We start from the raw sequence: 24035 nt of genomic DNA on the forward strand, positions 1-24035 counted from the left end.
TCAGCGCCAGGCGGGTGCGGCCGCGCCGTACCCGCCGACGTCGCGCTCGATCGAGCGGCGGTCGAGGAGGACCGGGGGAGGGGGCAGGAAGAGCGTGCCGTGCGGGGAGCTGACGTTCACCATCGTCGTCCCCATCGACACCTCGTCGTCGGCCTCGGGCGGCGGCGCAGACGCGAAGAGCGCCCGCGCCGCGCCGAGGAGGCTTGCCCGCACGAGACCGCCGCGCCCCGAGGCGAGGAGCTCGAGCACGCGCGCGGCCAGCACGTATCCGGTCGCGAAGTCGAGCGCCTGCACGGGCAGCGCGCCCGGTCGTCCGTCGGCGTCGGCGCACCGGTCTGCGATCCCCGTCGCCGCCTGGACGACCGAGTCGAATCCCGCACGGGCACCCCAGGGGCCGTCCTCGCCCCACGCCGAGAGGGTCGCGACGATGAGGCCCGGATGATCGGCCGCGAGGGCGGTCGGCGTCAGTCCGAAGCGGTCGAGGGAACCGGGGCGGTAGCCCAGCACGACGACGTCGGCGTCGGCGACGAGAGCCCGCGCGTCGGCGGCGCGGCTCGCGAGATCGAGCTCGATCGAGCGCTTGCCCATCCCGGTCAGGAGGTGCTGCTCGAGGATCTCCGGTCGGCCGGGCGGATCCACCCGCAGCACGTCGGCGCCGAGGCAGGCGAGGAGCTGCGTGCACGTCGGTCCCGCGAGCACCCGGGTGAGATCGAGGACCCGCACGCCCGCGAGCGGGGCGCTGTCGGATGGCCCGATGCGGCTCTCCCCGTCCGGGACGACCTCGCTCCAGGCCGCGTCATGCGTCACGCGTCCGTGCGGATGGTCCTTCCACTCATCGGACGTGCGCACGCGGGCCGCGATGCCGCCCGCCGCGACGACCGCGTCCTCGAGCTCCTGCGCGGGCATGCCGGCAGCGCGCGCGTCGAGGTCGCGCCGCGTCTCGACCCCCAGCGCGCGGCGGATGGCGTCGGCATGGTGCGGGTAGTTGCCGTGCAGACGCGCGAATCCGTCGTCGCAGGCGACGAAGCCCGAGAGCTCAGCCCACGGCGACACGCTCCGGCCGTCGACGCGGGCGTGCTCGACCGTCTCGAACGCCGATCGGATGAGCTCGGAGGAGGTGTCCACCGAGACGGACAGTCCGCGGGTGCGCGCGACAGCACGCGCGCCATCCGCGGCCGCGGAGACCGCCGTGATCGCGAGGCCCTCGACGTCGAGCGGGCCTTGCCACCAGCGGCGGATGCCGATGCTCATGCCGTCCTCTGGGGGCGCACCACGGTGAGAGCAGCGGTGTCGGTGAACTCCCGCTGGATGTCGGAGTTCTCGCGATACGTCGCGAGGCTGACGAGCACGGTCACGAGCATGGCTCCGACGAAGCCGGGAAGCAGCTCGTATACGCCCGTGCCGAGGAGCGGCCATGTGAACACGATCACCGAGCCGGACACCATCCCCGCGAGCGCTCCCCACGCCGTGAGCCTGCGCCAGAACAGGCTCAGGAGGATGATGGGGCCGAACGACGCGCCGAACCCGGCCCACGCGAACGCGACGAGACCCAGGATCGTGTCGTTGGGGCTCACCGCGAGCAGCGCTGCCACGACAGCGACCGCGAGGACGCAGGAGCGCCCGAGGATGACGAGTGTGCGGTCGCCAGGGGGCGTCTTCCGCGCCACCTTGTAGAGGTCCTCGACGAGGGCCGACGAGCACACCACGAGCTGACTCGAGAGAGTGCTCATGATCGCCGCGAGAACCGCGGCGAGGACGAATCCAGCGACGAGCGGGTGAAGAAGGATCTGCGACATCCGCAGCACGACCGTCTCCGGATTCGACAGTGTCTCACCGGAGCGCTCGAAGAACCCTACGCCGACGAGACCGGCCGTGACGGCGCCGACCATCGACAGGACCATCCACGTCATCCCGATCCGGCGTGCCGGCTTGGCGGCCTGCGCGCTCGGAAGGGCCATGAAGCGGACGATGATGTGCGGCTGCCCGAAATAGCCCAGCCCCCAGGCAAGCGCGGAGATCACAGCGAGCACGGTGGCTCCCGTGACCGCCTCTCCGCCTGTCCAGGACATCGCGTCGGGCGCGGCGGAGGAGATCGCCGCTCCGACTTCTCCGAACCCGCCCACCGTGGAGATCGCCACGATCGGGACGAGGATGAGAGCCGTCATCATGAGGAGGCCCTGGGCGACGTCGGTGAGTGACGCGCCGAGGAAGCCGCCGAACAGCGTGTAGGCGAGGGTGACCGCGGTCACGAGGACCATGCCGACGAGGTACTCGCCGTCGAACGTGCTCTCGAAGAACACACCGCCGGCCACCATGCCGGACGAGATGTAGAGCGTGAAGAAGACGAGGATGATGAGAGCCGAGACGATGCGGAGCAGTCGCGACCGATCCTTCAGGCGGTTCTCGAAGAAGCTCGGCACGGTGATCGAGTTGTTGCTGACCTCGGTGTACGCGCGCAGCCGCGGCGCCACGAGGAGCCAGTTCAGGTAGGCGCCGATCGTGAGGCCGACGGCGATCCAGGCCTCGATCAGCCCCGTAGCGTAGATCGCGCCCGGGAGTCCCATGACCAGCCATCCCGACATGTCCGACGCGCCCGCCGAGAGGGCCGCGGCCCACGGCGGCAGGTTGCGCCCCGCGAGCATGTAGTCCTCGTGGTCCTTTGTGCGGCGTGCGGCGAAGAAGCCGATCGCGAGCATGCCCGCGAAGTAGATGCCGAGCGCGATGTAGAGGTAGACCTGGTCGGACATCGTCGTTCCCGCCTTTCCTGTCGAGCGGCCCCGCCGCGCGGGTCTGTCGTGCACAGCACGGTACTCTCCGGCCGCGCGTCGCGGGGAAGGCGCTCCGCCGTGGTCAGCCGGCGCGCGAGAACTCGGAGGCCCGGCGCACCTGATCGGGCGTGGGCGTGATGCCCGTGTACCGGGCGAACTGACGGGCGGCCTGCAAGGCGATTACCTCGGCGCCCGTGATGAGCCGCTTGCTGGCCTCGCGTCCCGCCCGCACGAGCGGCGTCTCCGAGGGGAAGGCGACGACGTCGAAGACGACGTCGGCGGCCTCCACGTGCGCGGGCGAGAAGGCCAGCGCGTCGGCGTCGGGGCCGTCCATGCCGAGCGGCGTCACGTTGACGATCACGCCCTCGCCCGGCTCGGGGTCAGTCGGCGTCCACCGGTACCCGTAGGCGTCGGCGAGGGCCGGTCCGACCTGCGGGTTGCGCGCGACCACGGTCAGGCGGTCGAATCCCGCGCCCCGGAAGGCCGCGACCACGGCCTTGGCCATCCCACCCGAACCCCGCACGACCACCGGGAGTGCGGGGTCCACGTCATGCGCCGCGAGCAGCTCGGCGACGGCCTCGTAGTCGGTGTTCGAGGCGATGAGGCGGCCGCCGTCGTTGACGATCGTGTTCACCGAGGCGATCGCCTCGGCCGAGGGCTCGATCTCGTCGACGAGCGGGATGACGGCCTCCTTGAACGGCATCGACACCGAGCAGCCGCGGATGCCGAGGGCCCGCACGCCGCGGATGGCGCCCTCGATGTCGTCGGTCGTGAAGGCCTTGTACACGAAGTTCAGGCCCAGCTCCTCGTAGAGGTAGTTGTGGAACCGCGTGCCGATGTTCGAGGGTCGGCCCGAGAGCGAGATGCAGACCGACATGTCCTTGTTGAGGATGGGCATGACGCCATTCTGCCCGGGCCGACCCGCGGCTCCCGATCAGCCGACGTCGATCGCGTCGCCCGCGTCGAGGTCGTGGAAGACGCCGCCGCCCTGCTCGGTGGCCCAGCGCAGGCGCCCGCGGTGCATCGCGAGGCCCTGTGCGGACAGCGGCACGTCGTGGGTGCCGAACGCCGCGCGCGGCGCGACCGCGAGGACGAAGTCCATCGCCTCGCCGATCTTGAGCCAGGGCGCGCCGATCGGGGCGGCGAGCAGTGGCACCTCGCGCCCGGGGAGCGCGTATGAGTCACCGGGGTAGTAGAGGAGGTCGTCGACGAAGACGCCGATGTTCTCGACGAGCGGGATCGAGGAGTGGATCTCGTTGTGCACGCCGCCGTGGAACGAGAGGCGGAAGGGGCCGGCGGTCGCGCTGTCGCCCGATGCGACGACGACCGCGTCGCCGTCGAGCTGCGCAGCGACGGCGCGCGTCGTGAAGACGGGAGCCGACGGGTGGCGCGCGCGGAGCGCCGCGAGGTGCTCGGGGGTCCAGTGATCCGGGTGCTCGTGGGTGATGACGATGCCCGCCAGATCGGAGATGTCCGGCAGGGCGGCGGTGAACGATCCCGGGTCGACGACGAGCGTCGCCCCGTCCTTCTCGATGCGGAGGGCGGCATGTTCGTGCTTCGTGACGCGCATGAGGATCAGTCAACCACCGGGAACGCGAAGAAGCCCGGATCCTCGGATCCGGGCTTCTTCTCTACGGTGACCCCAGCGGGATTCGAACCCGCGTTACCGCCGTGAGAGGGCGGCGTACTAGGCCGCTATACGATGGGGCCGTAGTCTGTGTTCAGTTCTTCGTGTTCTTCCCGTTCCCGGGCACCAGAAGAGTATGACACGGAGAGACAGGGGCGGGCAAATCGAGGCCCCCTCCTGCGGTCGCCCGCGCGTGTCTGGCCGATCAGCGCCGGTTTTCCGGAACGGCCTCTCCGCGTGCGCGCCGCCGCCTGCGCAGGCGGACCACGAGCCAGCACGCTCCCGCGACGATCGCGACCGCGCCCAGCCACGGGAGGAGGAAGCCGAGCGCGACGACTGCGCCGCTCACGGCCGCCACGAGGCCGTTCCAGCCCGCGACGAGTCCGTCCTGGAAGCCGGCCGGGTCGGGGGCAGTCACGGGGGGCTCCGTGGTGAGGGTGATCGTGAGGCTCGACATCGCGATCTGGCCCTCGAGGAGCGCGAGCTCCTGCTGGTAGGACTCGAGCTGCGTCTGGCGCTCCGAGAGCGACTGCTCCGCCTCGAGCAGCTCCGAGACAGACCCCGCCTGCGCCATGAGCTCGGTGAGCCGGTCGACCGACGCCTGCGCCGCCGCGATGCGCGCACGCAGATCCACCGCCTGCGTCGTGACGTCCTGCGCCGAGAGCTCCGTGTCGTGGACCTCGCCGACATCGCCGAGCGCGTCGACGACGGCGTCGAGGTCGTCGGCCGGCACGCGCACCGTCACCCAGCTCGCCCCGGGGAGCGCGGCGTCCTCCGCGGTCGCCTCGGTCACGCGGAGCCCCTCGATGTGCCCTCCGTGCCGCTCGACGAGAGCGCGGATGTCGTCGATCGCGTCATCGACGTCGTCGACCTCGACCGAGGCAGATCCCGTGCGGATCACCTCCCTGTCGGCTGCGGCGTCGTCGCCCTCGACCGGCGCCGTAACGCTCTCGCCCTGCAGGGGAGCGGACTCGCCGCCCTCGCTCGAGCTCGCCGAGCCGTCGTAGGCGGCTTCCGAGCCGCGCGGCTGATCGAACCAGGACACGGCGGCCGGGGCGATCGCGAGCGCGACGACGAGCACCGCGGCTCCCGAGACGATCCCCGGCCACATCCGACGCCGTCGCGGTGCCGGACGCAGCGCGCGATCGCGGTCCCGCTCCTCGTCGATCGCCGCGAACACCCGCTCCTCGATGCGGTCGATGACCTCGGCAGGCACCTCGGGCAGCACGGCGTACTCCCTCTCGTCCATCACGACTCCTCTCCGACGACGGCACGCAGGCGCGTGCGGATGCGGGAGAGACGATTGCGGACGACCCCGTGGCCGACGCCGAGCTCCTCGGCGGCCGCGGCATAGGCGTACCCGTCGACCGCGCACAGCCGGAAGATCCGCTGGTCCAGGGGACTCAGCGTGCCGACCTCCTCGACGATGCGCTCGGCGAGCCGCGCGTCGAGCACCTGCTGCTCGACGCTCACGAGGCTCGGAAGCGCCTCGTCGACCTCGTCGGCGGCAGCGCGCCGTCGCGCGCGGATCCGGTTCGCGGCCTGGAAGCGGCAGATCGCGGCGAGCCACGGCAGCAGCGATTCGCCGACGAGCTCGAGCCCCGCGATCTTCCGCCACGCCGTGACGAACGTCTCCTGCGTGACGTCCTCCGCGTCGGCATCGGATCCGACGAGGCGGTGCGCGATCCAGTACACCGGCCGGGCATGCCGACGGTAGAGCGCGCGGAACGCGACCTCGTCGCCCGCCCTCGCGGCGGCGACGAGCTCGGCGTCGCGCTGTGCGTCGTCCATCGCGCCTCCCGATGCGGATACGTCGTCTCTCATCGATCAGGTGTCCGGCGAGAGCGCGTTCGTCTCACATGCAACCATCCGCCCTGGCCGCTTGGGTATCCTGATGGTCGAAGGGGAGTATCCCGTCAACGCCTGCTCGTCATCACGGACCTCGACGGAGGGGTCCCGGTCAGGCACCGTGCGCAGCACGGGGGAGAGACTTTCGCATACCGTCGTCCCCTCCGAAAGGCCCTGAGCTTGGACATCCCTGTCTGGTTCCAGGTCGGATCCCTCGTGATCCTGACCCTCATCCTCATCGCCGACCTCCTCATCATCCTCAAGCGGCCGCACATCCCGTCGACGCGCGAGTCGACGCTGTGGGTCGTGTTCTACGTCACTCTCGCGCTCATCTTCGCCGGCGCCCTCTGGTTCCTCGGCGACGCGCAGCACGCGGGCGAGTTCGTCGCGGGCTGGCTGACGGAGTACAGCCTGTCGATCGACAACCTGTTCGTCTTCGTGCTGATCATGACGCAGTTCTCGGTGCCCCGCCGCTACCAGCAGGAGGTGCTGATGGTGGGCATCATCATCGCGCTCGTGCTGCGCGCCGCGTTCATCCTGCTCGGCGCCGCCCTCATCGAGAACCTCAGCTGGATCTTCTACATCTTCGGCGCGTTCCTCATCTTCACCGCCGTGCGCCAGGCCCTGCCGGAGAAGCACGAGGCCGACGAGCAGACCGAGAGCTTCATCGTCCGGACCCTCCGCCGATTCGTCGACATCAGCGACGAGTACGACGGGGCGAAGCTCCGCACCGTCGTGAACGGCAAGAAGATGCTCACCCCGATGATCATCGTGTTCGTCTCGATCGGCGTGACCGACCTCATGTTCGCGATCGACTCGATCCCCGCGATCTACGGCATCACGCAGGAGCCGTTCCTCGTCTTCGCGGCGAACATCTTCGCGCTCATGGGCCTGCGGCAGCTGTACTTCCTCCTCGGCGACCTGCTCGAGAAGCTCAAGTACCTGCACTACGGCGTCGCGTTCATCCTCGCGTTCATCGGCGTCAAGCTCATCCTGCACGCGCTGCACGTCAACGAGCTGCCGTTCATCAACGGCGGCCACCACATCGACTGGGTGCCCGAGATCAACAACTGGATGTCGCTCGGCGTCATCGTCGGCTCGATGGCCGTGGCCACCATCGCGAGCCTCATCTCGTCCTCGCGCGAGGCACGCCGCGAGAAGGCCGTCACGGAGCCCGGACGCTGACCGGCTGAGCACTCTGACGACGCGGCGCGTCGATCTGCCCACAGGGCGGGTCGGCGCGCCGCGTCGCACTGTGCAGATCTCGCAGATCGACAGGGGTCGGTGAGCACCCTGCTATCCTGAAGGGGTGCGGTGCGCCCGACTTCTCCTTATGCGCCGCGACGGGATCACGCTCTAGGCCTCTCCCCGTCGCGGAGTCCGTCGTAGGCCGACACCGACGACCGCTAGGAGCAGGAAGAGCATGAGCACCAACGACATCCGGGTTCCGGATCGCCCCCGCACGCTGGCCGAGAAGGTCTGGGATGACCACCTCGTCGTGAAGGGCGAGGACGGCCAGCCCGACCTCATCTACATCGATCTCCACCTCGTCCACGAGGTGACGAGCCCGCAGGCTTTCGACGGCCTGCGCGCCGAGGGACGCGGTCTCCGCCGGCTGGATCTGACGATCGCCACGGAGGACCACAACACCCCGACGATCGACATCGACAAGCCGATCGCCGACCTCACGAGCCGCACCCAGATCGAGACGCTGCGTCGCAACGCCGAGGAGTTCGGCGTGCGCCTGCACTCGCTGGGCGACGCCGAGCAGGGCATCGTGCACGTCGTCGGCCCGCAGCTCGGGCTCACGATGCCGGGCATCACGGTCGTGTGCGGCGACAGCCACACGTCGACGCACGGCGCGTTCGGCGCGATGGCGTTCGGCATCGGCACGAGCGAGGTCGAGCACGTGATGGCCACGCAGACCCTCCCGCTGAAGCCCTTCAAGACGATGGCGATCACGGTCGAGGGCGAGCTGAAGCCGGGCGTCACGGCGAAGGACATCATCCTCGCGGTGATCGCGAAGATCGGCACGGGCGGCGGCCAGGGCTACGTCCTCGAGTACCGCGGCAGCGCCATCCGCTCCCTCTCGATGGAGGGGCGCATGACCATCTGCAACATGTCCATCGAGGCCGGGGCGCGCGCCGGCATGGTCGCGCCGGACGAGACGACGTTCGCCTACCTCGAGGGCCGCCCGCACGCACCCCGGGGCAAGGACTGGGACGACGCGGTCGCGTACTGGAAGACGTTGCCCACCGACGAGGGCGCGGTGTTCGACGCCGAGGTCTTCATCGACGCGAACGAGCTCGAGCCGTTCGTCACGTGGGGCACGAACCCCGGTCAGGGCGTCTCGCTGAGCGGCGTCGTGCCGGCCGCCGACGACTTCGAGGACCCGAACGAGCGCGCAGCCGCCGAGCGCGCGCTCGAGTACATGGACCTCGTCCCGGGGACCCCGCTCAAGGAGATCCCGGTCGACGCGGTCTTCATGGGCTCGTGCACGAACAGCCGCATCGAGGACCTGCGCGCCTTCGCGTCGATCATCGAGGGCCGCAAGAAGGCCGACGGCGTGCGCGTCATGGTCGTGCCGGGCTCGGCGCGCGTGCGGCTCCAGGCCGAGGCCGAGGGCATCGACCGGATCGTCAAGGAGTTCGGCGGCGAGTGGCGCTTCGCCGGCTGCTCGATGTGCCTGGGCATGAACCCCGACCAGCTCGCGCCGGGCGAGCGCTGCGCGTCCACCTCGAACCGCAACTTCGAGGGGCGCCAGGGCAAGGGCGGGCGCACGCACCTCGTGTCGCCGCTCGTCGCCGCGGCGACGGCCGTGCGCGGCACGCTGTCGAGCCCGTCCGACCTCGCATCCGCCGACCAGCCGGCCCTGTCGGGCGCGGGAGCGTAAGGAGACCGTCATGGAGAAGTTCACCACCCACACCGGGATCGCCGCTCCGCTGAAGCGCTCGAACGTCGACACCGATCAGATCATCCCCGCGGTGTTCCTCAAGCGCGTGACGAAGACGGGCTTCGACGACGCGCTCTTCCACGGCTGGCGCCAGGACCCCGAGTTCGTCCTGAACCAGGAGCCCTACCAGGGCGCATCCATCCTCGTGGCGGGGCCCGACTTCGGCACCGGATCGAGCCGCGAGCACGCCGTCTGGGCGCTGCGCGACTTCGGGTTCAAGGTCGTGCTGAGCCCGCGCTTCGCGGACATCTTCCGCGGCAACTCGGGCAAGCAGGGCCTGCTGACGGGCATCATCTCGGAGACCGACCTCGAGCGCTTCTGGGCGGCCATCGAGGCGCAGCCCGGCGTGCGGATGACGGTCGACCTCGTCGAGCGAACCGCCGTACTCGGCGACTTCACGGCCGGGTTCGAGATCGACGATTACACTAGGTGGCGGCTCCTCGAGGGGCTCGATGACATCGGGCTCACCCTCCGCAACGAAGACAAGATCGCGGAGTTCGAGGCCCGCCGCGAGGCGTGGCGGCCACGGACGATCCCCGTTCCGTGAGCCCGGGGCTCGGGGCCCCGTCAGCACGGCGGACAACCCGCCAGAACGGTAGTGAGGCCACCAGCACATGACACTCCTGGGCGACACGAAGGTCGCGGGCGCTTCGGCATCCCGCAGCGGCGAAGTGATCGAGATCCGCGGCGGACGTCCGCTGCGCGGGCAGGTCGACGTGCGAGGCGCGAAGAACCTCGCCACCAAGGCCATGGTCGCGTCCCTCCTCGGTGAGACCCCGAGCACCCTGCGCGACGTGCCCGACATCCGCGACGTCGAGGTCGTCCGCTCGCTTCTCGAGGTGCACGGCGTGGCCGTCTCCGAGGGCGAGGAGCCGGGTTCGCTCATCCTCGACCCGAGCGCCGCGAAGTCGGCGAACTTCGAGGAGATCGACGCGCACGCGGGCTCGTCGCGCATCCCGATCCTCTTCTGCGGCCCGCTCCTGCACCTCCTCGGACAGGCGTTCATCCCCGACCTCGGCGGCTGCCGCATCGGGGACCGCCCGATCGACTTCCACCTCGACGCCCTGCGCGCCTTCGGAGCGATCGTCGACAAGCAGCCCAGCGGCATCCGCCTGTCCGCGCCCGAGGGCCTCCACGGCGCCGACATCGAGCTGCCCTACCCGAGCGTGGGCGCGACGGAGCAGGTGCTCCTCACGGCCGTGCGCGCGAACGGCGTCACCGAGCTGCGCAACGCGGCGATCGAGCCCGAGATCATGGACCTGATCGGCGTCCTCCAGAAGATGGGCGCGATCATCTCCTACGAGCCCAACCGCGTCATCTTCATCGAGGGCGTGCAGGAGCTCCGCGGCTACGACCACCGCTCGCTGTTCGACCGCAACGAGGCCGCGTCGTGGGCCTCGGCCGCACTGGCCACCGACGGCGACATCTTCGTCAAGGGCGCGCGCCAGTACGAGATGCTCACGTTCCTCAACGTCTACCGCAAGGTCGGCGGCGACTTCGACATCACCGACGAGGGCATCCGTTTCCGCCGCGGCGAGGCCCCGCTCAAGCCGGTCATCGTCGAGACCGACGTGCACCCCGGCTTCATGACCGACTGGCAGCAGCCGCTCATCGTCGCGCTCACCCAGGCGCACGGCACGTCCGTCGTGCACGAGACCGTCTACGAGAACCGCTTCGGGTTCATCGAGGCGCTCAACCAGATGGGCGCGGACATCGTCGTGCACCCGCGCGGGCTCGACGGCCCCTACCGTCGCGTGCCGCGTCGCGCGCTCGAGCAGGCCGCGGTCATCACGGGGCCGACGCCGCTGCGCGGCGCCGACATCGTCGTCCCCGACCTCCGGGGCGGATACAGCCACGTCATCGCCGCTCTCACGGCGGAGGGCACGTCGCGCGTGTCGGGCGTCGGCATCATCCGCCGCGGATACGAGAAGTTCTTCGAGAAGCTGACCGCTCTCGGCGCCGACTTCGACGTCGTGGGGTGACGGTGGGCGCTCCCGCCTCACCTGAGAAGAGCCGCCCGAGCATCTTCTGGCCGCTCGCGGCGATCGTCATCCCGCTCGTCGGGCTGCTCGCGCGGATCGAGCTCCGCGGCTCCGAGAACCTGCCCCGTCGCGGTGCGTTCGTCCTCGCGCCGAACCACCACAGCGAGATCGACCCGCTCATCGTCGCGATCGCGACGTGGCGGGCCGGGCGCGCGCCCCGGTTCCTCGCGAAGGAGAGCCTGTTCCGCATCCCCGTCGTCGGATGGGTGCTGAAGGCCTCCGGGATGGTCCCGGTCGCGCGATCCCGCGGCGCGGCCGCGCAGGCGCTCGCGCAGGCGAAGGAGCTCGCCTCGAGCGAGCGCGGCGTGATCGTCTACCCGGAGGGCACCCTCACGCGCGACCCCGGGCTGTGGCCGATGCGCGGCAAGTCGGGCGCGATCCGCCTCGCCCTCGCCGGCGACATCCCGCTCATCCCGCTCGCGCAGTGGGGCACGCAGGCGGTCATGCCGCGCTACGGCAAGCTGTCGCTGCTCCCGCTGCGCAAGCCGATCACCGTCCTCATCGGCGAGCCCCTCGACGTGTCCGACCTGCGCGGGCGGACCGACCAGGCCGCCATCCAGGAGGGCACGGAGCGCCTCATGGCCGCGATCACCGCACTGCTCGAGGAGCTGCGCGGCGAGAAGGCCCCGCCCGAGCGGTGGGACCCGACGCAGCACGGCCAGGCCGAGACGGGCAAGCTGTGATCCCCGAGCGCGTCGTCGTCCTCGGCGCGGGCAGCTGGGGCACGACGTTCGGCAAGATCCTCGCCGACGGCGGCGCCCAGGTCACGATGTGGGCCCGTCGCGCCGAGCTCGCGCACGAGATCGACCAGGCCAAGCGCAACTCGCAGTACCTGTCCGGGATCAACCTGCCCCGGTCCATCCGTGCCACCCACGTCCTCCAGAAGGCCGTCGAGGGCGCAGAGCAGATCTACCTCTCGGTGCCGAGCAAGTCGGCCCGCGACACCCTCAAGCAGCTGCGCCCGCTCATCGGCTCGTCCGACGTGCCGGTCGTGAGCCTCATGAAGGGCGTCGAGAAGAAGTCGGGTCTGCGGATGAGCCAGGTCATCGAGCAGGCGCTCGGCTGCGACCCCGCGCGCATCGCCGTCGCGAGCGGCCCGAACCTCGCGCTCGAGATCGCGCGCGAGCAGCCGACCGCGGCGGTCATCTCGTCGTCGAGCCAGGAGACCGCCGACCGGATCGCGCGCACGGCGCGCAACCGGTACTTCCGCAGCTTCGTCAACACCGACGTCATCGGCACCGAGTTCGGCGGCGTGCTGAAGAACCTCATCGCCGTCGCGATCGGCATCGTCGACGGCGTCGGATACGGCGAGAACACGAAGGCGTCGATCATCACGCGCGGCCTCGTCGAGATGACCGACTTCGCGGTGGCGTACGGCGCGCAGGCCGAGACGATGCAGGGCCTCGCGGGGCTCGGCGACCTCATCGCGACGTGCCAGTCGCCCCTCAGCCGGAACAACACGGCGGGACGCCTGCTCGGGCAGGGCTACACGCTGCAGGACGTCGTGAAGCAGATGGAGCAGACCGCCGAGGGCCTCGGCTCGGTCGCCCCCATCCTCAAGCTCGCGAAGGCGAAGGGCGTCGAGATGCCCATCGTCGAGCAGGTGCGGATGGTGCTCGACGGCACGCTCGATCCGCGCGACATCGCGCCGCACCTCACCACAGACGACGACACCCCCCAGGGCGAGAGGACGACGAATGACGACGGCGACAGTGGCGGTGCTCTTCGGCGGGCGCTCCAGCGAGCACTCCATCTCCTCCGCGACGGCGGGCGGGGTGCTGGGAGCGATCGACCGTGACCGCTACCGGGTGATCCCGATCGGCATCACCCGCGACGGCGTCTTCGTGCTCGAGGACGACGACCCCGGCAAGTTCCGGCTCGACGCCGAGAGGCTGCCGGAGGTCGTCGACAACGGCACGCGGGTGATCTGGCCCGCAGGCGGCGGCGACCGCGTGCTGCGCGTGCGCGACGCGGATGGCGTCGAGCGCGAGCTCGGCGCGGTCGACGCGGTGCTGCCCATCCTGCACGGCCTGCACGGCGAGGACGGCACCATCCAGGGCTTCCTCGACATCCTCGAGCTCCCGTACGCGGGCGGCGGCGTGCTCGACTCCGCCCTGTGCATGGACAAGCACTTCATGAAGATCGCGCTGCAGGCGGCGGGCGTGCCCGTCGCGCCGTGGACGACCGTCCGGAGGGCGCGCTGGAGCACGGCGCCCGACGCCGTCCGCGCCGAGGCCGACGCGCTCGGGTACCCGCTGTTCGTGAAGCCAGCGCGCGCGGGCTCGAGCGTGGGCGTCTCGAAGGCGCACGACGCGTCGGAGCTCGACGAGGCCATGCGCATCGCCTTCGCGGAGGACGACAAGGTGCTCGTCGAGAAGGGCATCGGGGGGCGCGAGATCGAGGTCGCGATGCTCGAGGGCCGCGACGGGGGAGAGGCGCGCGCGTCGCTCCCCGGCGAGATCGTGCTCACGACGCGCGACTTCTACGACTTCGAGGGGAAGTACCTCGGCGGCGAGGGCGTCGACGTCGTGTGCCCTGCCGATCTGTCGGAGGGCGAGATCCAGGCGATCCGCGCGGTCGGCATCCGGGCCTTCGAGGCCGTCGACGGACGCGGGCTCGCTCGCGTCGACGTGTTCCTCACGCCCGAGGGCGAGATCGTCGTCAACGAGCTCAACACGATGCCGGGCTTCACGCCGATCTCGATGTTCCCGAAGTGCTGGATCGCGTCCGGGATGACGTACTCGGAGCTCATCACGGAGCTCGTCGAGCTGGGCCGCGCCCGCGCGGCCTGAGCCGAGTCAGTCCTCCGGCTGCGTGCCGGTCGTCGGGGCGTCCTCGCCCTCCGGCGCGGCGTCGGGGTCGGTGCACTGGGCCGCGCGCGGCAGCGTGGAGACCGCGCTGCCGAGCGCGCTGCCCGCGAGCACCGCGTCGGCCGACACGACGGTCGTGTCGACGTAGACCTGCACGGCCGGCTCGCGGCCGTACGTCGTCATGCGCAGATTCGGCCGCTCGCTCTCGTCGACGATCCAGTCGACGCCGTCGATCGTCACGCACTGCTGGGTGGTGGGGGCGGGAGCGTCGTATCCGCACGAGAGGATGACCGCGGTCGGATCGCCCCACGCCGCGGTCGCCTGAGCGTCGGTCCAGCGGCGCTCGAGGCCCGAGACCGAGTCGGGCATGCGCACGGAGACCTCGGCGCACAGCGGGTCGTTCGCGCGCGGAGCCGCCTCGAGGTGAACGGTCGGCGCGCACCCCGTGAGCGCGACGACGGCGGCGAGGCACGAGACGGCGGCGAGGCGGCGGTTCACCCCACCAGCCTACGTTCGGGCGTCCTGGGCGTTCGCCTACGCTGGAGGGATGCATGAGGATCCCACGGTCGGCGAGCTGAGCGAGGGCGAGATCCTCCGACGGATCCTGGCGCGCACGGGCCGCGCGGGCGCGGGCCTCGTCGGGCCCGGCGACGACGCCGCGGTCGTCGCCGCGCCGTCCGGGTCGGTCGTGGCGACGACCGACACGCTCATCCACGGACCGGACTTCCGGCTGGCGTGGTCGAGCGGCTACGACCTCGGCTGGAAGTCGGCCGCCGTCAATCTCGCCGATGTCGCGGCCATGGGGGCGCGGCCGACGGCGCTCCTCGTCGCGCTCGCGATGCCCAACGACACCCGCGCGTCGTTCGTGGAGGCTCTCGCCGACGGCCTCCGCGACGCGTGCGACGCCCTCGCGCCCGGCTGCGCCGTCGTGGGCGGCGACCTCACCGCGAGCGACGTGCTCACGATCGCCGTGACCGCCCTCGGAGACCTCGAGGGACGCGCCCCCGTGCTGCGCTCGGGCGCCCGCGCGGGCGACGTCGTCGCGATCGCGGGGGAGCTCGGCCGAGCCGCGCGGGGCCTGCAGGTGCTCTTCGCGCGCTTCCGCGACGCCGACGGCGCACCTGTGCCCGTCGACCCCGCCCTGCTGCGGGACGGCGACACGGGCGTCCTCGAGGCGCAGCTGCGGCCCGCTCCGCCGATCGGCCTCGGGCCGTTCGCCGCGCGCGCCGGCGCGACCGCCATGATGGACGTCTCGGATGGCCTCGCGCTCGACGCGCGGCGGATGGCCGACGCCTCGGCGGTCACGATCGCGATCGACAGCGGCGACCTCGGGGACGACCCGCGGATCGCGCTCGAGGGCGGGGAGGACCACGCGCTGCTGGCGACCTTCCCGGCAGGCGCCCTGCCCCCCGGATTCCGCCCGATCGGACGCGTCATCCCGCGCGACGAGGCATCGGTCCACGTCGACGGCGTGCCGTACCTCGGCGCGGGCGGCTGGGATCCGTACCGCGATTGGGATGCGGCCGCGGGCTGACGACGCTCAGGCGCTGAGCGGCTCGCCCCACCACAGGGTCGTGTCGCCGTACGCCTTCTCGCGCCACGCGGAGAGGCCGGCGGCGGCCCAGTCGGGGGAACCGGAGCGCGTCGCGCGCTCGACGATCACGAGCGCGCCCGGCGCGAGCAGCGGCGCGAGCAGCGCGAGGTCGTCGTCGAGGTCGCGCTGCGGCAGGTCGTAGGGCGGGTCGAGGAACGCGATGTCGATGCCGGGCGCCGTGCCGCGGAGGAAGGCGCGCACCGCGATGGGGTGGACGCGCACGCGGGGCGCGCTCGAGCCCATCGCGCGCCGCACGACCTCGACGTTCCGCTTCACGATCTCGGCCGCCGGCCGGGACCGCTCGACGAGGTCGACCGACGCGGCGCCGCGACTCGCGCACTCGAGACCGAGCGCGCCCGATCCCGCGTACAGATCGACGACCGCGGCGCCCGCGATGAGGCCGGTGTCCTCGAGCGCGCCGAACAGCGACTCGCGCACGCGGTCGCTCGTGGGGCGGGTGCCCGAGCGCGGCACGTCGAGCCGGGCGCCGCCCGCGCGGCCCGCGATGATCCTCGTCACCCTGCCACGATATCCTCGGCGGGCGCGGCGTCCGCGTCCGGGGCCCCTTCTAGACTCGACGCATGCCGCTCTCGCTCGACTCCTCGCTCACGGAGGCCGTCGGCGCGAAGTCCGCCGGCCTGCTCTCGCGGGCGTTCGGGATGGCGACCGTGGGTGACCTGCTTGCGCACTACCCGCGCCGCTACATGAGCAGGGGCGAGCTCACGCCCATCCGCGACCTCCCGCTCGGTGAGACGGTCACGATCGTCGCCGAGGTGCGGCGCGTGCAGTCGCGTCCCATGCGCAGCCGCGGCGGGCGCCTCCTCGAGGTGATCATCGGCGACGGCCTGGGCGAGATGTCGCTCACGTTCTTCAACCAGGACTGGCGCGAGCGCGAGCTCCGGCCAGGGCGGCGCGGCGTCTTCTCGGGCAAGGTCGGGGAGTACCGTCGCGAGCGTCAGTTCTCGCATCCCGCGTACGAGCTCTTCGACGACGAGGGCGATGCCGATGCGCGCGCGCAGGAGTTCGCCGGCCGGCTCATCCCCGTGTATCCCGCGACCTCCGCGCTCACGAGCTGGGCCATCCAGAAGCTCGTCGAGCAGTGTCTGACCCGCCTCGGCGACGTGCCCGAGCCGCTCCCCGACGACCTGCGGGAGCGGGAGGGGCTCATGGGCGCGCGCGACGCGCTCGACGGCGTGCACCGGCCCGCGAACGAGGGGCACGCCTACAGCGCGCGCAAGGCGCTGCGGTGGCACGAGGCGCTCGTGCTCCAGACGGCGCTCGCTCAGCAGCGCCGTGACGTCAGGGCTCTCGCAGCCACGCGCCGCGAGGCGCAGCCGGGCGGCCTGCTCGAGCGCTTCGACGCGGCGCTGCCGTTCGCGCTGACCGACGACCAGCGCGAGACCGGCGAGCGGATCGCGGCCGACCTCGTCGCCGGATGGCCGATGAACCGGCTCGTGCAGGGCGAGGTGGGGTCGGGCAAGACGCTCGTCGCGCTGCGCGCCATGCTGCAGGTGGCCGAGTCCGGCGGCCAGGCGGCGCTGATCGCGCCGACCGAGGTGCTCGCCGGCCAGCATCTGCGCTCCATCACGCGCATGCTCGGGCCGCAGCTGGCTCCCGAGGTCATGCCCACGCTCCTCACCGGCCAGATGCCGGCGGCGGCGCGACGGAAGGCCGCGCTCCGCGTGGCGTCGGGTCAGTCGCGCATCGTCGTCGGCACGCACGCCCTGCTCAGCGAGGGCACGACGTTCGCCGACCTCGGGCTCGTCGTCGTCGACGAGCAGCACCGGTTCGGCGTCGAGCAGCGGGAGACCCTGCGCGCGAAGGGAACGAGTCCGCACGCCCTCGTCCTCACCGCCACGCCCATCCCGCGCACCGTCGCGATGACGGTCTTCGGCGACCTCGACGTGTCGACCATCCGCACGATGCCCGCGGGCCGCGCCGGCATCGAGACCTTCGTCGCCCCGGTCGCCGAGCGCCCGCGCTGGTTCGACCGGGTCTGGGAGCGCGTCGCCGAGGAGGTCGAGAAGGGGCACCAGGTCTTCGTCGTGTGCCCCGCGATCGACGTCGCGGCGAAGGGCAAGGCCGCCGCCGAGGACGACGCCCCGGAGGCCACCGCGGAGGAGGGCGGCTCCGGCCCGCGCTGGGGCGTCGCGCAGGTCGCCGAGATGCTCGGGCGGCACCCCGCGGTCGGGCGGCTCAGGCTCGCGACCCTGCACGGCCGCATGCCGGGCGAGGAGAAGGACCGCATCATGCAGGAGTTCGCGGCCGCCCGCGTCGACGTGCTCATCGCGACGACCGTGATCGAGGTCGGCGTCGACGTCCCGAACGCGTCGACCATGGTCATCCTCGATGCCGACCGCTTCGGCGTCTCCCAGCTCCACCAGCTGCGCGGACGCGTCGGACGCGGGGGAGTGCCCGGACTCTGCCTGCTCGTGACGGAGGCGACAGAGGGAACGCCGGCGCGCGAGCGCGTCGAGGCGGTCGCGGCGACGCTCGACGGGTTCGCGCTCGCGGAGGTCGATCTCGAGCTGCGCGGCGAGGGCGACGTGCTCGGAGAGGCGCAGTCGGGCGTGCGCTCATCGCTTCGGCTGCTCCGCGTGGTCAAGGACCAGGCGCTCATCGCCCTGGCGCGGGAGGAGGCCGACCGCGTCCTCGCGGCGGACCCCGACCTCGCCCGGCATCCCGGACTCGCCGACGCCCTGGCGCGCCGGGTCACGCAGGAGGAGCGCGCGGCCCTGAGCAAGAGCTGAGCATGCGCCCCGCACGGCGTGTCGCGGGCGCGGCGCTGCCCGGGCGCGGATGGGGCTCCTGGCTAGGCTGGATCGCATGAGCAACCGGATCGCCGTCGTCCCGGGGTCCTTCGACCCGCCCACCCTCGGTCACCTGGACGTCATCCGGCGTGCCGCCTCGCTCTACGACGAGCTCCACGTGCTGGTCGTGCACAACCCCGACAAGGAGGGGATGCTGCCGATCGCGCTGCGGCTGCAGCTCCTCGAGCAGTCGGTCGAGGAGGCGCAGATCCCCGGCAAGGTCATCGTCGGATCGTGGAGCGTGGGCCTGCTCGTCGACTACGCGCAGGAGGTGGGCGCCGGCGTGCTCGTGAAGGGCATCCGCTCGCAGGGCGACGTCGCGTACGAGACCCCCATGGCGGTCGTCAACAACCACCTCGCCGGCGTCGAGACGGTGTTCCTCCTCGCCGATCCCGCCCACTCGGTCGTGTCGAGCTCGCTCGTGCGCCAGGTGGCCGGCCTGGGCGGCGACGTCTCGCCCTACGTGCCGGCGGCGGTCGCCCGCTACCTCCGCAGCGCGACCTCGAAGGACTTCTGACCTCGCGTCCCTGCGCGCGCCACGGCCCTCGTCGTCCCGGGCGCGACTACGATTGATCCCCGTGAGAACGCGTAAAACCGGGCCCTTCGTGCTGCCCGTCCGCGACATCGTCCGCAAGCCGGGCGAGATGCGCGAGCACACGCTGACCATCCCCGCACCCGAGCAGTGGGGCGAGGGGATCGTCTCGATCCCGGAGGGGAAGGAGCTCGAGCTCGACGTCCGTCTCGAATCCGTGCACGAGGGCATCCTCGTGTCGGGGGAGCTCGACACGGAGTTCGAGGGGGTGTGCGGTCGATGCCTTCGCGACATCGCCGAACCGCTCGAAGTCGAGTTCCAGGAGCTTTTCGAGTATCCTGGTGAGGAAACTGCTGACTTCGAGGTTCAAGACGACCACGTGGATCTTGAAACTCTGGTCAGGGATGCGGTCGTCTTGTCGCTTCCGTTTCAGCCGGTGTGTCAGCCGGATTGCCCCGGCCTCGACCCGGTCACGGGCGAGCGGCTGACGCAGAGCCCCGGCACCGCGCAGCAGGCGCCTGTCGATCCTCGGTGGGCCGCGCTCCGAGAACTCACAGACCAGAATGGATCGGCGGACTCCGCCGCCCCGAGCACAGAAGAGAGCTAGTCATGGCAGGTAACCCCCCGAAGCGGAAGGTCTCCCGTTCGAACACCCGCTCGCGTCGCGCGCAGTGGAAGGCGGAGGCTCCGGCCCTCGTCAAGACGGTGGAGAACGGCAAGGTCGTCTACAGCCGCCCGCACCAGGCCAAGGTCGTCACCGACTCGCAGGGCACCGAGCTGTTCCTCGAGTACAAGGGCCGCAAGGTCGCCGACGCCTGAGCGGCGGATACGACTCCGTGGCGCGCATGCGGCCACTCTCCGAGAAGCTCGGCGTCGAGATCGACGCCGAGCTTCTCGCTTTGGCCATGACACACCGCTCGTACGCGTACGAGCACGGCGGCATCCCGCATAACGAGCGACTCGAGTTCCTCGGCGACTCGGTGCTCGGGCTGGCCGTCACCACCATGCTGTATCGCCGGTTCCCCGACCTCGACGAGGGCGCGCTCGCGAAGCGCCGCGCCAGCGTCGTCTCGACCGTCGCCCTCGCGGAGGTCGCACGCGGCATCGGCCTCGGCGAGCACCTCCGTCTCGGCCGCGGCGAGGAGCAGACGGGCGGCCGCGACAAGGACTCGATCCTCGCCGATGCGACCGAAGCCGTGTTCGGCGCCGCGTACCTGTCGGCGGGGCCCGAGGAGGCGTCGGCCCTCGTGCTGCGCCTCATCGAGCCGCTCCTGGAGAACCCCGAGCGCTACGGCGCGGCGATCGACCCGAAGACGAGCCTTCAGGAGCTCGCCGCGCGCCTCGGCCTGGGAGCGCCGTCGTACTCGGTCGCTTCTCGCGGCCCCGACCACGACCGTCGCTTCACCGCCACGGTCGAGGTCGGCGATCACGCCTCGACCGGCGAGGGCACGAGCAAGAAGCAGGCCGAGATGGCCGCGGCTCTCACGGCCTGGCACGCGCTCAGCGCGCGGACCGTCGGTGCCTGAGCTCCCCGAGGTCGAGGTCGTGCGAGCGGGCCTCGAGCCCGCCGTGGTGGGATCGACCATCGCGGGAGTCGAGGTGCTCGACGGCCGTGCGCTCACCCGGCACGTGGGCTCCCACGACGACTTCACCGCGCGCCTGAGCGGACGCGCCGTGACGGCCGCCGTGCGTCGCGGCAAGTTCCTCTGGCTTCTGCTCGAGTCGGCGGCGATCGAGCCGGCGGAGGCGCTCATCGGGCACCTCGGCATGAGCGGGCAGCTGCTCCTGCGCGCACCCGGCGCCCCGCGCGAGCGCCACGAGCGCGTGCGGCTCGCGATCGACCATCCGGCTCACGGCGAGCTCGCCGTCGTGTTCGCGGATCAGCGGACGTTCGGATCGCTCGCCGTCGACGCGCTCGTGCCGACGGCGGATGGCGCGCCGGGCGGATGGGGGAGCGATGCGCCCCTCGTGGCATCGCAGGCCGCGCACATCGCGCGCGATCCGCTGGATCCCGCGTTCGACGACGCCGCGTTCGCGCGAGGGCTCGGCCGCCGCGCGTCGGCGATCAAGCGCGTGCTGCTCGATCAGACGGTCGTGAGCGGCATCGGCAACATCTACGCGGACGAGGCGCTCTGGGCCGCGCGCATCCATCCGGAGACGCCCGCGTCGGCGCTCTCGACGCGGGCCGTCCGCACGCTGCTCGCCGAGATCCGCGCGGTGCTGCAGAAGGCCCTCGCGGAGGGCGGCACGAGCTTCGACGCGCAGTACGTGAACGTCAATGGGCAGGCCGGCTACTTCGCGCGCAGCCTCAACGCCTACGGGCGACACGGCCAGCCCTGCCCGCGCTGCGGCGGAGCGATCCGCCGTGAGGCGTTCATGAACCGCTCGAGTCACTACTGCCCGAGGTGCCAGCGGAAGCGCTAGCAGTCTTGTGCGGGCGTTCGACGATCCCGACGGCCTCAGAACGACCGGCCTATGCTGGCCTCGTGCGTCATCAGCAGATCCTCGACAGGCTCGCGGCGGGCGCGGTCGCCCCGACGGCGCGGGACGAGGTTCGGATCCTGGCGCAGAAGAGCTTCTTCGCTGCGAGGCACCAGGGACTGGAGGGCGCTCAGCACGCAGACGTCGTGCCGGCCGTCAAGGAGCGCTGGCACTTCGCGCTCGACGCGGCCCGCCAGCCGTGCGCACCCGAGAGCAATCGGATGAACGCCTACAAGGCCGCGATCGCCATCGCCACCTCATTGCACGAAGTGGGGCTGGCCGACCGCGAACTCACCGAGCTGGCGATCGACGGGATCCACGCGCTGAACGACGCCGTGTGGCTGGGGGATGACTTCCTGCACCGCACGGACGACATGATCGCGCTGCTGCGCTCCTCGCCGGTCGCGCTCACTCGGAAGCCGACCACACGGGAGACCATCACGTTCACCCGCGGCGGGGACCTCCTCGCGATCAGGCTGCGCGGCCGTTGGGTGGTCGGGCACATCCATCTGGTGGACGGGCCGAACAAGCACCCGCACATCGAGTTGTACGAGCGCACGTTCCATGAGCGGCCCGATCCGTCCGAGGTCATCGGGACGCGCGCCTGGGGGTCCGCCTACGAGGGCCGCGATCGGGCGAACGTCACCCGCCTCATCGTGTCTGGGCTGCGCCACCTGCCGGATCCGGCAGAGCAGATCCACCTCCTCGCGAGCGGAGTCGCCGTCCGGCCGGACAACTCGCACCTGCATGACGAGGGGATCGTCGGCACCCACGTCGACGTGTTCGAGCTGCTCGAGATGGCGCGATCCGTGAACGGCGGGACCTAGCGGCGGCGCTGACCGGTGAAGCACATCGCTGAACGCCTTGCAGAATTAAGCAAATCCGCTTAATTTTGGCTCTGGTTCAGTGATATGCTTCACGGATGGCGGTGGCAGTGATCGCGGACATCATCTCCTCGCGCGCATCGACGTCGAGAGACGCCGTGCAGCGCGAGATCGAGAATGCGGCCGTCGAGGTGGATCGAACATACCCCTGGGCGCTGCAGAAGTGGTACCCGACCGTGGGAGACGAGTTCCAGGCCGCCTTCCGCACGATCGACGACGCCCTGCTGTCGACGCTCTACCTGCAGCTCGCGCTGCCCGACAACGTCGGCTGCCGGTTCGGCATCGGGCTCGGGGGCATCGTCACGGTCGAGTCGAAGCTCGCCGACCGCATCCAGGACGGCCCAGGATGGTGGGCGGCACGCGACGCCGTCAACCGGGCGCACGAGATCGAGCGGTCGCAGCTGTCCGCCGTGCGCTCGTGGTTCCTCGTCGACCCCGACTCGTCTGCGCACGATCGCGCGATGGAGGGGCCGATCAACGCCTACCTCGTCGCGCGCGACAGCCTCATCGCCGACATCTCGCCGCGCGGACGCCGTGCCGTCTTCCTGCAGTGGTGCGGGTACCCGCAGAAGGAGATCGCCCGCATCGAGGGGGTGTCGCCGTCGGCGATCTCGCAGCTGCTCAACAAGCCGTCGGCGCAGGCTCTCCGCCTCGGCACGGAGGCCCTCGAGCTCGGCGTGCGACCGCGGCGCGTCTACTGACTCAGCGTCCGACCGCCGCCGCGAGCGCGAGGGCGTCCGCGGCGACCTGCGCCGACGAGTCGGCGTCGCGCAGCCACAGGGGCGCGGCTCGCGCGGCGATCCCCGCACGCTCGAGCGGCGCGACCTCAGCGGCGTCGGATGTGTCGACGAGCCAGCCGTCGAGCAGGCCGCCGTCGGTGCGCGGGCCGTAGTGACGCGCGACCGCCCCGGCCGACGTGTCGACCCCGATCGCCGCGAGGCAGGCATCGGCCATGCCGCGCACGACGGCGCCCGCGATGATCCCGGACACCCCGACGACGGGAGCTCGCGCCGCGCGCACCGCGTCGCGCATCCCCGGGACCGCGAGCACGGGGCCGATCGACACGACCGGGTTCGACGGCGCGAGGAGGATGGCATCCGCCTCCGCGATCGCCTCGAGCGCTCCCGCGCTTGGCACCGCCGTGGCGATCCCGGCCTGCTCGAATCCGACCGCCGGGAGGCCGGCGCGGTGCCGGACCCACCACTCCTGGAAGTGCATTCGGCGGCCATCCGCCGTGCGCACGTGCGTGTCGATCTCGCTGTCGGTCGCGGGATGAAGCCGCACGCCGAGATCCCAGCGCTGCGCGAGCCGCTGGAAGACCTCGGACACGCTCGCGCCCTCGCGCAGCCAGGCCGTCCGCGCGATGTGGGTGCCGAGGTCGAGATCGCCCAGCGTGAACCACTCGGGAGCGGCGCCCCACGCGGCGAGCTCCGCGGCCACGCGCTCGGTCTCGCCGGCGCGGCCCCAGCCGCGCTCGGCGTCGTTCACGCCGGCGAGCGCGTAGAGCAGGCTGTCGTGATCGGGGGAGATCCGCAGTCCCGACACCCACCAGTCGTCGGCCGTGTTGACGACGACGTCGATCCGGTCGTCGCCGCCCGTCCGCCGGACGTGCTCGCGGAGACCCTTCACGAAGCGGGCGCACCCGACGCCGCCTCCGATGACCGTGTAGCGCACCTGACCACGCTA

At 71.5% G+C, this 24035-nt stretch carries 25 protein-coding genes and 1 tRNA gene; 16 read left to right on the forward strand and 10 right to left on the reverse strand.

The features are described 5' to 3' along the window. The 7 genes from M1D56_RS07135 to M1D56_RS07165 form a co-directional block, all read right to left on the reverse strand. Entirely contained in the window at positions 1 to 1251 is a 1251-nt protein-coding gene (locus M1D56_RS07135; protein WP_456285096.1) for a CoA transferase, read from the reverse strand. Continuing rightward, positions 1248 to 2747, reverse strand: a complete 1500-nt coding sequence (gene putP / locus M1D56_RS07140) for a sodium/proline symporter PutP (protein ID WP_455970122.1) — start codon at positions 2745 to 2747, stop codon at positions 1248 to 1250. Before putP ends, M1D56_RS07135 begins: the two co-directional genes overlap by 4 nt. A gap of 103 nt (positions 2748 to 2850) precedes the next feature. Further along, complete coding sequence (locus tag M1D56_RS07145) at positions 2851 to 3666, reverse strand: shikimate 5-dehydrogenase (protein ID WP_456285097.1); 816 nt, start codon at positions 3664 to 3666, stop codon at positions 2851 to 2853. Positions 3667 to 3702: 36 nt separating this feature from the next. Continuing rightward, the gene (locus M1D56_RS07150) at positions 3703 to 4338 is read right to left on the reverse strand and encodes an MBL fold metallo-hydrolase (protein ID WP_271171671.1); all 636 of its coding nucleotides are present in this window, start codon (positions 4336 to 4338) and stop codon (positions 3703 to 3705) included. 67 nt (positions 4339 to 4405) lie between these two features. Next, positions 4406 to 4478, reverse strand: a tRNA-Glu gene (locus tag M1D56_RS07155). Between the two features lie 122 nt (positions 4479 to 4600). Next, the gene (locus tag M1D56_RS07160; protein WP_456285098.1) at positions 4601 to 5644 is read right to left on the reverse strand and encodes a DUF4349 domain-containing protein; all 1044 of its coding nucleotides are present in this window, start codon (positions 5642 to 5644) and stop codon (positions 4601 to 4603) included. After that, positions 5644 to 6186, reverse strand: coding sequence for an RNA polymerase sigma factor (locus M1D56_RS07165; RefSeq protein WP_282977564.1), 543 nt, complete (start codon positions 6184 to 6186; stop codon positions 5644 to 5646). Before M1D56_RS07165 ends, M1D56_RS07160 begins: the two co-directional genes overlap by 1 nt. Before the next feature lie 237 nt (positions 6187 to 6423). On the opposite strand from M1D56_RS07165, the gene M1D56_RS07170 reads away from it, so the two are divergent. The 7 genes from M1D56_RS07170 (at position 6424) to M1D56_RS07200 (ending at position 14030) form a co-directional block, all read left to right on the forward strand. Further along, positions 6424 to 7428 carry a TerC family protein gene (locus tag M1D56_RS07170; protein ID WP_282977565.1) on the forward strand — a complete coding sequence of 335 codons (1005 nt, stop codon included), beginning with the start codon at positions 6424 to 6426 and terminating at the stop codon, positions 7426 to 7428. Positions 7429 to 7666: 238 nt separating this feature from the next. Further along, positions 7667 to 9136, forward strand: a complete 1470-nt coding sequence (leuC, locus tag M1D56_RS07175) for a 3-isopropylmalate dehydratase large subunit (RefSeq protein ID WP_455970125.1) — start codon at positions 7667 to 7669, stop codon at positions 9134 to 9136. Between the two features lie 10 nt (positions 9137 to 9146). Further along, positions 9147 to 9743 carry a 3-isopropylmalate dehydratase small subunit gene (leuD, locus tag M1D56_RS07180; protein ID WP_456285099.1) on the forward strand — a complete coding sequence of 199 codons (597 nt, stop codon included), beginning with the start codon at positions 9147 to 9149 and terminating at the stop codon, positions 9741 to 9743. Between the two features lie 67 nt (positions 9744 to 9810). Continuing rightward, complete coding sequence (murA, locus tag M1D56_RS07185; RefSeq protein WP_282977567.1) at positions 9811 to 11178, forward strand: UDP-N-acetylglucosamine 1-carboxyvinyltransferase; 1368 nt, start codon at positions 9811 to 9813, stop codon at positions 11176 to 11178. Then, positions 11175 to 11921 (forward strand): lysophospholipid acyltransferase family protein, encoded by a 747-nt coding sequence (locus M1D56_RS07190; RefSeq protein ID WP_271171678.1) that lies wholly within the window; start codon positions 11175 to 11177, stop codon positions 11919 to 11921. The genes murA and M1D56_RS07190 overlap by 4 nt, the downstream gene beginning before the upstream one ends. Further along, the gene (locus M1D56_RS07195) at positions 11921 to 13036 is read left to right on the forward strand and encodes an NAD(P)H-dependent glycerol-3-phosphate dehydrogenase (RefSeq protein WP_374727769.1); all 1116 of its coding nucleotides are present in this window, start codon (positions 11921 to 11923) and stop codon (positions 13034 to 13036) included. Before M1D56_RS07190 ends, M1D56_RS07195 begins: the two co-directional genes overlap by 1 nt. Further along, on the forward strand, positions 12936 to 14030 hold the full coding sequence (locus M1D56_RS07200; protein ID WP_455970126.1) for a D-alanine--D-alanine ligase family protein: 1095 nt from the start codon (positions 12936 to 12938) through the stop codon (positions 14028 to 14030). The genes M1D56_RS07195 and M1D56_RS07200 overlap by 101 nt, the downstream gene beginning before the upstream one ends. A 6-nt stretch (positions 14031 to 14036) precedes the next feature. Here the strand turns inward: M1D56_RS07200 and M1D56_RS07205 are convergent, their stop codons facing one another. Then, positions 14037 to 14546: a DUF3515 family protein gene (locus M1D56_RS07205; protein WP_456285100.1), complete on the reverse strand. Its 510-nt coding sequence runs from the start codon at positions 14544 to 14546 to the stop codon at positions 14037 to 14039. Positions 14547 to 14595: 49 nt separating this feature from the next. Between M1D56_RS07205 and thiL the strand changes: the two genes are divergently transcribed. Next, the gene (gene thiL / locus M1D56_RS07210; RefSeq protein ID WP_324011473.1) at positions 14596 to 15582 is read left to right on the forward strand and encodes a thiamine-phosphate kinase; all 987 of its coding nucleotides are present in this window, start codon (positions 14596 to 14598) and stop codon (positions 15580 to 15582) included. A gap of 6 nt (positions 15583 to 15588) precedes the next feature. On the opposite strand, the gene M1D56_RS07215 is transcribed toward thiL, so the two are convergent. Further along, the gene (locus M1D56_RS07215) at positions 15589 to 16161 is read right to left on the reverse strand and encodes an RsmD family RNA methyltransferase (protein WP_456285101.1); all 573 of its coding nucleotides are present in this window, start codon (positions 16159 to 16161) and stop codon (positions 15589 to 15591) included. A gap of 62 nt (positions 16162 to 16223) precedes the next feature. On the opposite strand from M1D56_RS07215, the gene M1D56_RS07220 reads away from it, so the two are divergent. The 8 genes from M1D56_RS07220 (at position 16224) to M1D56_RS07255 (ending at position 23050) form a co-directional block, all read left to right on the forward strand. Beyond that, entirely contained in the window at positions 16224 to 18392 is a 2169-nt protein-coding gene (locus M1D56_RS07220; protein ID WP_456285102.1) for an ATP-dependent DNA helicase RecG, read from the forward strand. A gap of 76 nt (positions 18393 to 18468) precedes the next feature. Next, positions 18469 to 18969: a pantetheine-phosphate adenylyltransferase gene (gene coaD, locus M1D56_RS07225; RefSeq protein ID WP_271171685.1), complete on the forward strand. Its 501-nt coding sequence runs from the start codon at positions 18469 to 18471 to the stop codon at positions 18967 to 18969. Between the two features lie 127 nt (positions 18970 to 19096). Beyond that, the gene (locus M1D56_RS07230; RefSeq protein WP_271172174.1) at positions 19097 to 19591 is read left to right on the forward strand and encodes a YceD family protein; all 495 of its coding nucleotides are present in this window, start codon (positions 19097 to 19099) and stop codon (positions 19589 to 19591) included. A 2-nt stretch (positions 19592 to 19593) separates the two neighbouring features. Further along, positions 19594 to 19803, forward strand: a complete 210-nt coding sequence (gene rpmF, locus M1D56_RS07235) for a 50S ribosomal protein L32 (RefSeq protein WP_172989695.1) — start codon at positions 19594 to 19596, stop codon at positions 19801 to 19803. Between the two features lie 26 nt (positions 19804 to 19829). Then, a complete protein-coding gene (gene rnc / locus M1D56_RS07240; protein WP_282977575.1) occupies positions 19830 to 20510 on the forward strand; it encodes a ribonuclease III in 681 nt (226 codons plus the stop codon). After that, positions 20503 to 21408 carry a bifunctional DNA-formamidopyrimidine glycosylase/DNA-(apurinic or apyrimidinic site) lyase gene (mutM, locus tag M1D56_RS07245; RefSeq protein ID WP_456285103.1) on the forward strand — a complete coding sequence of 302 codons (906 nt, stop codon included), beginning with the start codon at positions 20503 to 20505 and terminating at the stop codon, positions 21406 to 21408. The genes rnc and mutM overlap by 8 nt, the downstream gene beginning before the upstream one ends. Continuing rightward, on the forward strand, positions 21390 to 22292 hold the full coding sequence (locus tag M1D56_RS07250; RefSeq protein WP_456285104.1) for a hypothetical protein: 903 nt from the start codon (positions 21390 to 21392) through the stop codon (positions 22290 to 22292). Before mutM ends, M1D56_RS07250 begins: the two co-directional genes overlap by 19 nt. A gap of 95 nt (positions 22293 to 22387) precedes the next feature. Further along, entirely contained in the window at positions 22388 to 23050 is a 663-nt protein-coding gene (locus M1D56_RS07255; protein ID WP_456285105.1) for a SatD family protein, read from the forward strand. Position 23051: 1 nt separating this feature from the next. Here M1D56_RS07255 and cofD read toward each other — a convergent pair whose 3' ends face one another. Continuing rightward, positions 23052 to 24023, reverse strand: coding sequence for a 2-phospho-L-lactate transferase (cofD, locus tag M1D56_RS07260; RefSeq protein WP_456285106.1), 972 nt, complete (start codon positions 24021 to 24023; stop codon positions 23052 to 23054). Positions 24024 to 24035: the final 12 nt, after the last annotated feature.

It is taken from the genome of Microbacterium sp. JZ101 (assembly GCF_053903175.1).

Coding starts and splice junctions, on each gene's coding strand:
- M1D56_RS07160 (WP_456285098.1), bottom strand. CDS start 5,644: ATGGACGAGAGGGAGTACGCCGTGCTGCCCGAGGTGCCTGCCGAGGTC.
- M1D56_RS07165 (WP_282977564.1), bottom strand. CDS start 6,186: ATGGACGACGCACAGCGCGACGCCGAGCTCGTCGCCGCCGCGAGGGCG.
- M1D56_RS07255 (WP_456285105.1), top strand. CDS start 22,388: ATGGCGGTGGCAGTGATCGCGGACATCATCTCCTCGCGCGCATCGACG.
- putP (WP_455970122.1), bottom strand. CDS start 2,747: ATGTCCGACCAGGTCTACCTCTACATCGCGCTCGGCATCTACTTCGCG.
- M1D56_RS07230 (WP_271172174.1), top strand. CDS start 19,097: ATGCGCGAGCACACGCTGACCATCCCCGCACCCGAGCAGTGGGGCGAG.
- rpmF (WP_172989695.1), top strand. CDS start 19,594: ATGGCAGGTAACCCCCCGAAGCGGAAGGTCTCCCGTTCGAACACCCGC.
- leuD (WP_456285099.1), top strand. CDS start 9,147: ATGGAGAAGTTCACCACCCACACCGGGATCGCCGCTCCGCTGAAGCGC.
- coaD (WP_271171685.1), top strand. CDS start 18,469: ATGAGCAACCGGATCGCCGTCGTCCCGGGGTCCTTCGACCCGCCCACC.
- leuC (WP_455970125.1), top strand. CDS start 7,667: ATGAGCACCAACGACATCCGGGTTCCGGATCGCCCCCGCACGCTGGCC.
- M1D56_RS07200 (WP_455970126.1), top strand. CDS start 12,936: ATGACGACGGCGACAGTGGCGGTGCTCTTCGGCGGGCGCTCCAGCGAG.
- rnc (WP_282977575.1), top strand. CDS start 19,830: ATGCGGCCACTCTCCGAGAAGCTCGGCGTCGAGATCGACGCCGAGCTT.
- M1D56_RS07220 (WP_456285102.1), top strand. CDS start 16,224: ATGCCGCTCTCGCTCGACTCCTCGCTCACGGAGGCCGTCGGCGCGAAG.
- M1D56_RS07135 (WP_456285096.1), bottom strand. CDS start 1,251: ATGAGCATCGGCATCCGCCGCTGGTGGCAAGGCCCGCTCGACGTCGAG.
- thiL (WP_324011473.1), top strand. CDS start 14,596: ATGCATGAGGATCCCACGGTCGGCGAGCTGAGCGAGGGCGAGATCCTC.
- M1D56_RS07150 (WP_271171671.1), bottom strand. CDS start 4,338: ATGCGCGTCACGAAGCACGAACATGCCGCCCTCCGCATCGAGAAGGAC.
- M1D56_RS07145 (WP_456285097.1), bottom strand. CDS start 3,666: ATGCCCATCCTCAACAAGGACATGTCGGTCTGCATCTCGCTCTCGGGC.
- murA (WP_282977567.1), top strand. CDS start 9,811: ATGACACTCCTGGGCGACACGAAGGTCGCGGGCGCTTCGGCATCCCGC.